Here is a 10,667-nt window from a genome sequence, read left to right on the forward strand (position 1 = left end):
TCATCGCAGTAGTCAGTCATCACAGCGTTATGCGCACCTTCATCCTCAGCGCTTACAAAACACCAGCCAACTTCTGGCGGAAAGGATAACAGCTCAGCTACCTTCTTTGCGATAACTGAAAAGCAGAGGCAAATGCCCCTGCTTTTTTTGAGGGTAAACTCATCAATCAGAATGGGATGTATTCATAAGCGGTCTCATCCTCATTACTTCTGGCAAGATATCGGGCTTTATTGCGAGCCTGATCGATTGATAGTGTTGGTAATTCGCCAAGATAATCATAACGAACGTTACCTTTGAAAATATAACTGGCAAAGAAACGAATCTTTTCATTCCGGTTAATCATTGCTTTTAATTCAGGATACTCACTGTCTGTCACTTCCCTACAGATACCATAGAAATTGCATTTAGCCTGCGTCATGATAAGACCATAAAGCGTAAATGGTGGACGAATAGTTTCACAGCCTGTAATAGCGCCAGGAAAAAAGTGAGTCTCATTTAATTCGCAGAATTCAGTCATGGGGTTCCCCTTCTGTTAATTTATTCAGAATAATAAGTTTAAAGATAAGTTAGTTAACTACATTCAGATAATGCTTTAAGAAAAATTCAAATCAACACTGATAAACTCCCGCTTAATATGGTAGTAACACTTATCCATACCAGTAAGAGGACGCTTTTTGTAATGCCCTTTACTTTCTACCCGAAGAAGTTTTCGGCATGCCAGCTCCTTAGCGACTTCTCGAGCGCTTAATGAATGTTTCTGGCACCACTCTTCAAATACAGGTGCGAAGATTAAAAAATCCTCATTAGTATGGTGGATATACCCCCAGTGGTTTCCGGGTTTACGGCTCTCACGATCTTTCAGGCCGATGAAATGTGCCCCTTCCCTTTTTACAAGATCACGCTGAATATCAATCAATGCTTGCTGGACCGGGTTATATTGCACAGAGGTATCACTCAGCCAACGAACAACTATTTCCCAGACGGCGGTCGCAATTCGTTCCGGAGAGTAAGGCAAGATACCCAGTTCCTGCGCCAGCAGACCTACAGCCATTACGAAAGAAAAGCGTCGAAGCGCACGGAGTTGAACATCCGTCAGGAGATACCCTTCATCAATCAGCTCAGCCAGAAGCAGGCCTTCACATTCTGATACCTTAGCTTTAACGGATTCATGTAACCATTGATAACTCACGGGAAGCCCCTCTTCATCAGTCTGAGAAAGCAGACTACGGAGAAAAGCGGGTCCAGCCGTCCCACAGAAGTGCTCAAGTCCCGACTTAAGTTTGTCAGCATGCTGACGAATAATTTCCGGCCCCTCTCCAGGGGCTCCGGCATCTTTCGGGAAAATCTGGAGATTGATAACCCGATGCTCATGACCGCCCTGCAGGTTTTGTTTTTTTTCTCGCAGCTTATGGGAAAATGATATCTCGCCGGAAGACACAAAGAACGAGTTCCACCTTAACGGTTCGCGCATCTCCTGCGTTTTATCCATACGAATTTTTGAGACACCGGATGTCAGGTTATAGATCAGGGAGGAAAGCTCTTTTCCAGAAAATGCTCCTAATTCATCAAGACATACCACGGTACCGGATTGTAAAGCAGCATGACTCTCGATACCGTTGCTCGTGGCATTCCACCGGGCAATGAGCGACGGGCCGTTACTTCCGGCATCTCCTCCATACCCGTGACACGATGCACTCAGTTGCAGCAGGATTGTTTTTCCTGTCGTGGAAAGACCATAGAAATGGAATATAGCAATATCCTGCCCGGCAAGCCCAAGCAAAGGGGATGCAAGAGAGAGCATGATGGCAAAAATTTGATAATCACCTTTTGCATGTTCAGCAATAAGTTCCTGCCACTGATCTAGCTCACCGTATTCCTTAATCCCTTCGGGGATACGCTTTACAGAAGCCGGGATAATATTTTCAAATCCGTCAAGGTCACAGAAAATAGGGGTTTTTCCGTGCAAAAAAGCGGCTTTCTTATCGATCATCCCCATAGATGGCGTCACCAGATAACACGGTAACTTCATATCCATGCACTTGAGAATGAATCTAATCAGTTCATTTTTACGAACAGGATCAATCGCAACGCCTCTGTGAGCGAGAGAGGCCATTACCCGATCAATATCGGCATACAGTTCATCCATTTTGATACGAATAGAAATAATCTTTCCAGCCTGATTCCTTGCAACAAGCAACAACTGCATATCAGACTGACTATCAGCAGAAAAGCATTTCGCATAAGGAAATACAGGTGTAAATGTAAACGGTACCGGGGCCTTACCTGAGAGTGAATAAAGCGCTTCTGCACTGGCTCCATAACCCTCCGGCAATCCCTCACGGAATACCATTTCGTTGATAACGGAAAGATCGATATCTTTATGTTGTGAAGCTTTTCTCAGCAGCTTCTTGACATCTGACCTGTCAGTTTTTTCACGATGCATATTTGACATAATTTTCGCGAGTGGTGAAAGCGCAGGTGGTAGCGTTGATAATGTTTTAGTTTCAATTGTCATTAATTCTGTCCTGTAAAATATATAACGGTATAAGCCATGTCCTGCTCTATGAATGTTTTCATTAAGTCATGTTTACAAGGTTCAAATCTGCCATCGCCCGGTTAACGGCTTCGTGGTAACGCGCCGGTGATGAGTGCAAGTAAAGTGACGTTACTTTGATCGTGCTGTGGCCCAGTAAGTCTTTGACGGTGTGAATGTCGGCCCCGCTCTCAATGAGCTTTGTCGCAAAGGTATGACGCATCTCATGGATGGTGAACGGTGGAATACCCGCAGCCTCACAAAGTCGTTTTTGCAGGCGACGCGGCTCAGCAACCGGATTGTCGGTCCCCTTGCCCGGAAATACCCAGCCTTCATCACCCAGATGCTGACGCTGTTCTGTCAGAAGAACGAACGCCTTATCACATACCGGTACACGGCGGAGTTTGCCGTTTTTGGTGTGGCGAAGAGTGATAACTTTGCGGCTCCAGTCCACATCCTCAAGGCGAAGATGACGGGTTTCCCCCAGACGCAGTCCCGTCAGGGCAAGGAACATGAGCAGAGCAAGGGCTTCATGATCGGGTTTACCATTACGCCAGCACTCACACACTTCCATCCAGCACTGAAGCTGGGAATCATCCATGGCGCGGCGATCTGACGTCACTTCAGGCAGCGCTTTGATATAAAGCGCCGGAGAGCGGTTGGTGTATCCCATGCGTATAGCCCAGGTAAACACCGCTTTAATGAGCGCCAGATGGCGGTTGCGGGTGGCTGGCTTGAGATCGAGAGCATACAGATAGCTCAGAATATCCGCCTCCGTCATACCTGCCAGCTTTTTGTCACCGAGAAGAGGGCGCAGGTATTTACGGATCTTAGAAAGGTCGGTGTTAGCTGAACGCTTAACGCCCGTGCTGAGTACGCTTTTCTCATACTCATCCACAAGCTCATTAAACGTCATTTTACTGTGAGTAAGAAAACGCTCACCGTAAGCCTCAACGGCGGTCTTGAGCTCCTGAATTATTTTAAAGGCATGCTCCCTTGCATCTTTAATTGAAATTTCCGGGTAGCCTCCTACGGCAACGTAGATATTCTTTCCGCGAATACTTTTGCGGACAATAAATTTAATGCGACCTGATGGATAGAATATTGCCTTAAGTCCGGTTAACTTCTTATCGCTGGTCTCGATTGTTTGTGCAGCTTGTACTGCACGGATTTTATATTCATCAAAAAGGGCTTTAGTAAAAACACCTCCAGTATTTTTAGGTGCAACCCCTGGATATTCTACAACATCAGATACTCCAGAGTCGGAATACCCCTGAGCTTCCACATCTACATTGAAGGAATTTTTATGAGCAGCTGTGATGCTCTTTTCATCCAGCACTTGCGTTATTTTATTTAAAGGGTAATTAACTTTCATAATATGTACATGGTCCTCTGAAAATTCAGATGATAATGAGTAATTTAATATGTCGGCCAACAATGGGATAAGCTTATTTATTCGTGGCATCACTTTCAAGCCCATGAAAAATCAGCTCTTACATGCCCATTGACATTTAATACTCAAGTCAGAAAGACCATGATGATTCATCAGGAGTACTCCTGCTCAGGGAAAAGGGAAAATAGCGTTAAACCCTATAAAAAAATTGTGTTCCGGATGCATCGCCCAAAGTAAGTCAACTTTTGAGGCCCTGAAATAAGAAAATGGTAATAGACCCCACCGATTTTCGACTAAAAAACAACCCAATAAGGCATTTAAAATTAATGCTATTTAAATCAATAGATTAAAGTGATGATTTTGACAATATGCAGCCCAACTTAAGGGTAAATCAACCTTTCAACAATCAAAACCACACTCCATTAATTTTTATTATTGTGACAATCATCACATTTTACACCTGCGGGTGCTTTGATTTTGTACATTCACAAAGCTCACCAACCCCAACGACTATGAACGTAAAAAACCTCTTTTTATGCACATATTATTTCCATGTAAATCAATTCATTATGGAGATAATCATGTTCAAGCTCACGACACCCACCAGTCTTCCCCTTCTCAAACTGCCCGCCTCCGCGCTGGAAGCCCTCAGCAATGAAATCCTTGGCCCTGTCGATGATATCGACCTGTTTACCACCTTCTGGAACGAAACGGGAACCCTGCTCTGGCATCTCAACCACGATGACACCCTCCCCGAAGACCCGCTGCTGGCAGTGGCACTGGCTAACCCGGAATACGTCACCGCACTTGATGATGGCTGGTATCTCCTGCTCGGTATCGTCTGCGATAACGGACAGGGTATCTATCTGGTGTTCCCGGACACGACCGTTATCACTCAACTCCGGAACCTGATTGAGGCGCTGAACCATGAGTAAGAAAAAAATCGCTACCGAAGCCGCCGTCACCGAAAGCTATACCGTGTTCTACATGGGGGAAGCCGAGAAAATCAGCCCCCACAGTAAAGGACTGCTGACGTATGAGCTGGGTAAAGAGGGTGAAACCGGGAGTCTTGCCCTGCGCTTAACCGCCAATGGCGAAGGGGGCCTGTTCTCCCGTGAATGGATAGCGCTTGATGCGATTCACGCCATTCTGGAACAGCAGCCAGACAGCTTTCCATCCCGTGTATTTCGCCCACTGTTTGGTCAGGGCAGCACCAATAACGCAGCTTTTCTTGCTGCTGTGCTCAGAAGTCCGGATATCTGCCTTATCGAAGCGGACAGCAGCAGACTCTTTATGCACCGCTGCTATGCCGACTGGCAGCATCGTATGACGCAGCTTGCTACGCTCAGCCAGGACTAACCCCGCTTTTTCTGTGTTCTGTTAACCAAAAATCAGGAAATTCACTATGTCATCACCCGTAATATTGCAGGGCGGCTATGTGCTGCCGCTCTCCCGGTCGTTCACCCAACTGCTTCTGGGTATCGTTGCGCAAAAACCGCCCCATCGTCACCCCATCACCGGATTAACCATTAACTTTCGTGACCCTGAATACTCACCGGAAAAGGGCGGCTGGCATCCGGTCGAAATACGCCTCATCCCTGCCGGAGAAGACTGGCAGCTCGATTACGTCACCGATTTTCACTATGCAGGGCATCCATGGCCTGAGCTTGAAAAAGATGTCGATGTGAGCTGGACGCAACAATACACGTGGCTTTCCCGTTGTGGCGATATCTCTCATGTCGACGCCCGTGAGTTCTGGTCGCTGTGGGAAAGTAACTTTATGGCTTACCACGATATGGGGGTTTTCACGGTCCGTACGTTGTGGGAAAGCTGAGTGTTCACTACGTTTCCCCCGCATCCCCCCTCTCCCCCGTAGTAAGGAATTGATTGTTATGTACCGGCTTCTGCTGCTGAACTTCGTGGATTCATTTATCGATAACTGCATTCTCTCCTGCGTCGATGAACCGGCTTACGGTGGTATCGTGCAGTGCGAACTGCTTTTTGGCCTTGCCGCACACAGCGGTATCTATGTGGGTAACGGCGATATTGTTCATCTTGATGGCGATGGAACCGTTATCAAAAGTAAGGCTAAAGGATTTCTTGACCGGCTCGATGGCTGGAACTCCGCTATCTCGGTGTATACAGACTGTATGGATTTGACGCCTCAGGGTTGTGCGCGGGCCGCTGAACGGGCAAAGGCGGCAGTGGGTCAGCGCTATCCCTACAGCCTGCTCGACTTTAACTGCCACCGGTTTACTGCCCGCTGCGTTACCGGCAATTCATGCCCTGATATCTGGCTTGCCAGACACCTCGATTCTTTTCAGAAAGGGGACCGATGGCGCGTATGGCAACGATGAACGTTAATCGTCGCAGGCAACACGCTACCGGACAGGGAGAACGGCTCATCCGGCTGACCATGGTGCTGTTTTACGGTCAGACAATATCTGTTCGCTACATCATCCGGCAGTTTGACGTATCTCCCCGGACCGCAAGACGGGACCTCGCTCATCTGGCCTTTGTGCTGGAATCCGCTGGCCCTCACCGCTGGCGACTGGCCCCCTCACTAAAACCCTGATTTTTTCTCTGCCGGACATCTCCTGACCACCCCGTATGGCAGGCTGTCTCCGCTTTTCAATCCATAAGGGAACATGATGAAAATTTCTAAACTGTTAACCGCCACCATTCTGCTTTCAGCCTTCAGCCACAGCGCGTTCGCCGACGAGCAGGCTGATGCTCAGATGATAAGCAACTCGACCTTCTGTGCGATGTACTCCACCCGCCTGACCCAGACCAGTGACAGCGGCCTTCAGGTAAAAGGCGTCAATCTCAATGCCCGCTTCAACGGACCGGTATTCAACCGGGTGCTCCAGGTGATGAACAAAACCTATGGCAGAACCTGGCTCGAATCAAATGCCCGTAATGGCAGCATGACCGCCATGCAGCTTTCGCAGTCGGAGCTGCTTTATAACCCGGAATATGCGCGGCAGTGCGATGCCTTCGCGAATAAAGTGGAAAAGGAATGGCGTAAAAAGTAACCGGTACGCGATATCCGGTGAACAGAAACCTGCTTTCGGGCAGGTTTTTTTTTACTTTTTTCTTTTTCAGCCGGACACGCCCTGTCCGGGGACATCCTTAAACTGTCAGGTCCAATATCCGCTATGAGGTGAAATATGGCTACCTACCGACACGACCCTGACCTTGAGTTTCTGCGCCACTGTCATCGTGACGATCTGGATTTACTGGTTTCTGTGCTTATCTGCGATCCGAAAGACGGACTGGCACGTATTACGGAAACGCTGACTTACGATCCTCAGTATAAAAAACACAAGCCCAACCATCCGCGCTACTGGGATGCCATTGCCGCCGAGGTTCAGACGTTTGGTGCAAACAGCTTCGCCACGCTGCTCCGCTGGGGTAAAGGGGTGCTGTACCGGGAAATTCTTACCGATGCCTGCGATAAAATGAAGGTGAACTACAACAGCAAATCCAGCGTCGAGACGATTGAAATGAATCTGCTGATGAAGATCCTTGAGAAAAGTCTTGAGAAGATGACGCCTGACCAGTTAAAGACCGTGGCGGAAGAGTTGCAGACGGGCTACAGCAATCCCACGCCGGAGCTGCTGACCATGGCAATCCAGGCGGGAATAAAAACATCCGGGTTTGCGGCCTATCAGATGGCGCTTGTGGTCACAAATGGCGTGGCGAAAGCCCTGCTAGGCAGAGGGCTGACGTTCGCAGGAAATGCCATGCTGACGCGGACCATGGGCGCATTTGCAGGTCCCGTGGGCTGGGTGCTGAGTTCTCTCTGGCTGCTGATAGATTTAGCCGGTCCCGCATACCGGGTCACGATCCCATCCTGCATCTTTATTGCCTACATGCGCCAGAAGCATCTGTATTCACCTGAGAATACTGACGTTTAGCACTTACATTTAAGATTTTCAGGCTTTAAAAAAAACTTCAGAGGGCGGACAAATCCTGTCCGCTACTGCTGGCATCATTTCCCGGCAAAATTCGGGAACGATGTATGACGCTGATAACACAAGAAAATGAACATGACAGACTGGCAACCCGCCTTTCCATCATCCTGAGCCGTTTGTTTCAGGGTGAAAAGCTGCATATCGGGACGCTGGCAGAAGAATTCGGGGTGACAACGCGAACGCTGCGAAGGGATTTTAACGTCCGCCTCACGTATCTTGATATTGAACAGAGCAACGGCGTATATCAGCTTGCCTCGCATTACTTTCGTCGGCGTACGGAAAGGGATATGAAGATACTGGCGAGACTGCTGCATCTTGACCGTCTGCTACCCGCGATGGATGCCAAACTGCTGAGCCTTATGCTTGACGGGGAGCACCCTTCACCCTACCGGATTATGCTCCCGGAGCCGCGCCAGAAACCCACGCTCTTTGGTGATTTCAGCAGACTGACGCTCGCCATACTCAACCAGACCCAGGTGCGTATCAGAACCGACGAAAACGTCAGCCATACCGTTCATCCCTATCGTCTGCTTTGCAGCCATGCGGAGTGGTATCTTGCCGGATGTACGTCATCGGGCGTGTTCGTTATTTCCCTGTCCCGAATCAGGCTGGTTGAGGTATTACCGGATACAACGTTTGAGATCGATAACACACTCATTTCGCTGATTGAACAGTCTGACTTTATGGAAGCCTTACCCCACATGAACATTATTCATCAGATAATGCATTACGGGAGTAAACAGACGAATAATCGTAATTAAAATCACAACATATTATTAGTGATGATTAAATCACATTAACATGATAAGTGAGAAAGTTATGATTATCGATAAAGAATACGCACTTGTAGATGCAACAGCAAGACTTAACACTGACCTGAGGGATTATGAATATGAAATAAACAACGCCGCCATCATAACATTTGGCAATGACCTCATTGAGGTAATCGTATATCAGTTCAGCTTTGTCATCAGCATCAGGGCAGAGGGTGAAAAAATAAAGCACGGCCTTCTTGTTAACTTCGGTAAAAATATAGCAAGACAGGTTTCATCACTTTGTGCATCCGCAATGCGAGTCTACCCGAATGAAAAACACAAACCGAGCCGTCAGCTTTTCCATTGCATAAATTAGTTTGTGCAAAGACTGTACTACCGACACGCAATAAATTAAAATAGGCCAGCTAATATAACATATGAGGTTTATGATGGCTGGCCAGTATGAAAAAGCAATAACGATAAAACAAGCGATAGATTCAATTAATTTACGCCACTATCTTCTGCCTGCAATTCAGAGGAAGTTCGTCTGGAGCAGCAGTCAGATATGTTTGCTGTTTGATTCCATCATGCGAGACTACCCGATAAACTCTTTCATGATGTGGGATATCCGTAGTGCCAGTATTAAAAATGATTACAAATTCTATGAATTCCTGAAAGAATACTGTCAGCGATTTAATGAAGAAAACCCCTGCGTAGCAACAAATGCTGGGTTTCATGATTTCAAGGCCGTGATTGATGGTCAGCAGCGTCTCACATCATTATATATTGGATTGTGTGGAACGTATGCGTATAAACAGCCCCGGATGTGGTGGCCTTCGGCACAGGATGATCGCATCCTGCCACCCAGAAAGCTTTACGTCGATTTAACAGCGCCACTTAAGTCAGACGACGAACTCATGATGAAGTACAACTTCAGGTTCCTGACCGAGAAGCAATATACTGATTCACTTGCCGATAACAAACATCACTGGTTCTGCCTGCACGAAATATTCAAATACGAGCAACATGATTCGCCTGATGATATTTTATTTAACGTTGTCGTACCAGAACTTGAAAAAAGAGATCTCATTTCCAGTGAATTTTCCAGAAAAACTCTGCTTAAACTTTATACCAAGATAAGAACTGAGAATCTTATCCACTACTTCAATGAGAGCAGTCAGGACATTGATCATGTGCTGGATGTTTTCATCCGCACGAACAGCGGGGGGACAAAACTTGAGTTCTCCGACTTACTGATGTCAATAGCGGTAGCGCACTGGCAGGGTGATTTCAGAAGAGAACTGGATGAACTGACAAAAAACATTTATCAGAATAATGAAATGGGGTTTTATATTGAAAGAGACTGGTTCTTAAAAACCAGCCTGATGCTTATTGACTCTGACGTCCGGTTCAAAGTAAAAAACTTCACTTCAGAGGAGGTCGGTAAGATACAACAACAATGGTCTGAAATAAAATCCTGTATCAAGGAGACTTTTATTCTTATCAGGCGATTCGGCATCAATCCACAGTCTTTGATATCTAAAAATGCAGTCATTCCTGTGGCCTACTGGCTTTACAAAAAGCAAACCAGTGGACATGCATTATATACAACGATTAATCTCCTGAATAAAAACCACAATGAGCGCTCAGTAATTAGTCAGTGGTTTTACATGGTACTTCTGAAAGGGATCTTTGGAAGCCAGGCAGATGCGCTACTCACGAGTATCAGAGATGTAATGAAAAATAGTCTTTCAGATATTCATTTTCCTCTTGAGAAGATTATTGACAGGTACAAAGGCTCGAATAAGGACCTCAGATTTGACGACGAATACATCGAAAGCCTTCTGAATATCAGATATGGCGAAGGTCGTTGCCGTGCACTATTGCATCTTCTGTTCCCTGAAATGAATCCAACCGAGGTGTTTCATATTGATCACCTTCACCCAAGAATTCATTTTTCAAAGAAATATCTTGAAAGATTAGATTATGTTGCGAACTCACCAGAGAAC

13 protein-coding genes are annotated in these 10,667 nt (G+C 46.7%); 10 read left to right on the forward strand and 3 right to left on the reverse strand.

Annotation, left to right across the window (positions count from 1 at the left end; translation table 11 throughout):
• Positions 1 to 166: 166 nt before the first annotated feature.
• The 3 genes from C5687_RS22405 to C5687_RS22415 all read right to left on the reverse strand — a co-directional run bounded on the left by C5687_RS22405 (position 167) and on the right by C5687_RS22415 (position 3,908).
• Entirely contained in the window at positions 167 to 517 is a 351-nt protein-coding gene (locus C5687_RS22405; RefSeq protein ID WP_032673100.1) for a hypothetical protein, read from the reverse strand.
• A 75-nt stretch (positions 518 to 592) separates the two neighbouring features.
• Positions 593 to 2,515: a DUF927 domain-containing protein gene (locus tag C5687_RS22410; protein ID WP_032610115.1), complete on the reverse strand. Its 1,923-nt coding sequence runs from the start codon at positions 2,513 to 2,515 to the stop codon at positions 593 to 595.
• Positions 2,516 to 2,576: 61 nt separating this feature from the next.
• Positions 2,577 to 3,908 carry a tyrosine-type recombinase/integrase gene (locus C5687_RS22415; RefSeq protein WP_072667497.1) on the reverse strand — a complete coding sequence of 444 codons (1,332 nt, stop codon included), beginning with the start codon at positions 3,906 to 3,908 and terminating at the stop codon, positions 2,577 to 2,579.
• Between the two features lie 599 nt (positions 3,909 to 4,507).
• On the opposite strand from C5687_RS22415, the gene C5687_RS22420 reads away from it, so the two are divergent.
• From C5687_RS22420 to C5687_RS22465, 10 genes are all read left to right on the forward strand, one after another.
• Positions 4,508 to 4,861, forward strand: coding sequence for a hypothetical protein (locus C5687_RS22420; protein ID WP_057071824.1), 354 nt, complete (start codon positions 4,508 to 4,510; stop codon positions 4,859 to 4,861).
• The gene (locus C5687_RS22425; RefSeq protein WP_050010015.1) at positions 4,854 to 5,285 is read left to right on the forward strand and encodes a hypothetical protein; all 432 of its coding nucleotides are present in this window, start codon (positions 4,854 to 4,856) and stop codon (positions 5,283 to 5,285) included. The genes C5687_RS22420 and C5687_RS22425 overlap by 8 nt, the downstream gene beginning before the upstream one ends.
• A gap of 46 nt (positions 5,286 to 5,331) precedes the next feature.
• Positions 5,332 to 5,760 carry a DUF2787 family protein gene (locus C5687_RS22430; protein ID WP_000098181.1) on the forward strand — a complete coding sequence of 143 codons (429 nt, stop codon included), beginning with the start codon at positions 5,332 to 5,334 and terminating at the stop codon, positions 5,758 to 5,760.
• Positions 5,761 to 5,818: 58 nt separating this feature from the next.
• On the forward strand, positions 5,819 to 6,283 hold the full coding sequence (locus C5687_RS22435; RefSeq protein ID WP_000286078.1) for a lecithin retinol acyltransferase family protein: 465 nt from the start codon (positions 5,819 to 5,821) through the stop codon (positions 6,281 to 6,283).
• Positions 6,262 to 6,501 (forward strand): DeoR family transcriptional regulator, encoded by a 240-nt coding sequence (locus tag C5687_RS22440; protein ID WP_071885215.1) that lies wholly within the window; start codon positions 6,262 to 6,264, stop codon positions 6,499 to 6,501. Before C5687_RS22435 ends, C5687_RS22440 begins: the two co-directional genes overlap by 22 nt.
• A 73-nt stretch (positions 6,502 to 6,574) precedes the next feature.
• Positions 6,575 to 6,961, forward strand: a complete 387-nt coding sequence (locus tag C5687_RS22445; protein WP_238380510.1) for a hypothetical protein — start codon at positions 6,575 to 6,577, stop codon at positions 6,959 to 6,961.
• Between the two features lie 135 nt (positions 6,962 to 7,096).
• Positions 7,097 to 7,846 carry a YaaW family protein gene (locus C5687_RS22450; RefSeq protein WP_045371317.1) on the forward strand — a complete coding sequence of 250 codons (750 nt, stop codon included), beginning with the start codon at positions 7,097 to 7,099 and terminating at the stop codon, positions 7,844 to 7,846.
• A gap of 104 nt (positions 7,847 to 7,950) precedes the next feature.
• Positions 7,951 to 8,664 (forward strand): helix-turn-helix transcriptional regulator, encoded by a 714-nt coding sequence (locus C5687_RS22455; RefSeq protein ID WP_050010169.1) that lies wholly within the window; start codon positions 7,951 to 7,953, stop codon positions 8,662 to 8,664.
• Between the two features lie 58 nt (positions 8,665 to 8,722).
• Positions 8,723 to 9,034, forward strand: a complete 312-nt coding sequence (locus C5687_RS22460; RefSeq protein WP_023337782.1) for a hypothetical protein — start codon at positions 8,723 to 8,725, stop codon at positions 9,032 to 9,034.
• 70 nt (positions 9,035 to 9,104) lie between these two features.
• Positions 9,105 to 10,667 (forward strand): DUF262 domain-containing protein (locus C5687_RS22465; protein ID WP_238380511.1); only part of this gene is annotated, 1,563 nt, incomplete at its 3' end.

The organism is Enterobacter sichuanensis (assembly GCF_002939185.1).
Taxonomy (GTDB): Bacteria; Pseudomonadota; Gammaproteobacteria; order Enterobacterales; family Enterobacteriaceae; genus Enterobacter; species Enterobacter sichuanensis.

What these genes read in the sequence shown, in the direction of transcription:
- C5687_RS22440 (WP_071885215.1), top strand. Translation starts at nt 6,262, where the DNA reads ATGGCGCGTATGGCAACGATGAACGTTAATCGTCGCAGGCAACACGCT.
- C5687_RS22425 (WP_050010015.1), top strand. Translation starts at nt 4,854, where the DNA reads ATGAGTAAGAAAAAAATCGCTACCGAAGCCGCCGTCACCGAAAGCTAT.
- C5687_RS22415 (WP_072667497.1), bottom strand. Translation starts at nt 3,908, where the DNA reads ATGAAAGTTAATTACCCTTTAAATAAAATAACGCAAGTGCTGGATGAA.
- C5687_RS22430 (WP_000098181.1), top strand. Translation starts at nt 5,332, where the DNA reads ATGTCATCACCCGTAATATTGCAGGGCGGCTATGTGCTGCCGCTCTCC.
- C5687_RS22445 (WP_238380510.1), top strand. Translation starts at nt 6,575, where the DNA reads ATGATGAAAATTTCTAAACTGTTAACCGCCACCATTCTGCTTTCAGCC.
- C5687_RS22405 (WP_032673100.1), bottom strand. Translation starts at nt 517, where the DNA reads ATGACTGAATTCTGCGAATTAAATGAGACTCACTTTTTTCCTGGCGCT.
- C5687_RS22455 (WP_050010169.1), top strand. Translation starts at nt 7,951, where the DNA reads ATGACGCTGATAACACAAGAAAATGAACATGACAGACTGGCAACCCGC.
- C5687_RS22460 (WP_023337782.1), top strand. Translation starts at nt 8,723, where the DNA reads ATGATTATCGATAAAGAATACGCACTTGTAGATGCAACAGCAAGACTT.
- C5687_RS22450 (WP_045371317.1), top strand. Translation starts at nt 7,097, where the DNA reads ATGGCTACCTACCGACACGACCCTGACCTTGAGTTTCTGCGCCACTGT.
- C5687_RS22420 (WP_057071824.1), top strand. Translation starts at nt 4,508, where the DNA reads ATGTTCAAGCTCACGACACCCACCAGTCTTCCCCTTCTCAAACTGCCC.
- C5687_RS22410 (WP_032610115.1), bottom strand. Translation starts at nt 2,515, where the DNA reads ATGACAATTGAAACTAAAACATTATCAACGCTACCACCTGCGCTTTCA.
- C5687_RS22435 (WP_000286078.1), top strand. Translation starts at nt 5,819, where the DNA reads ATGTACCGGCTTCTGCTGCTGAACTTCGTGGATTCATTTATCGATAAC.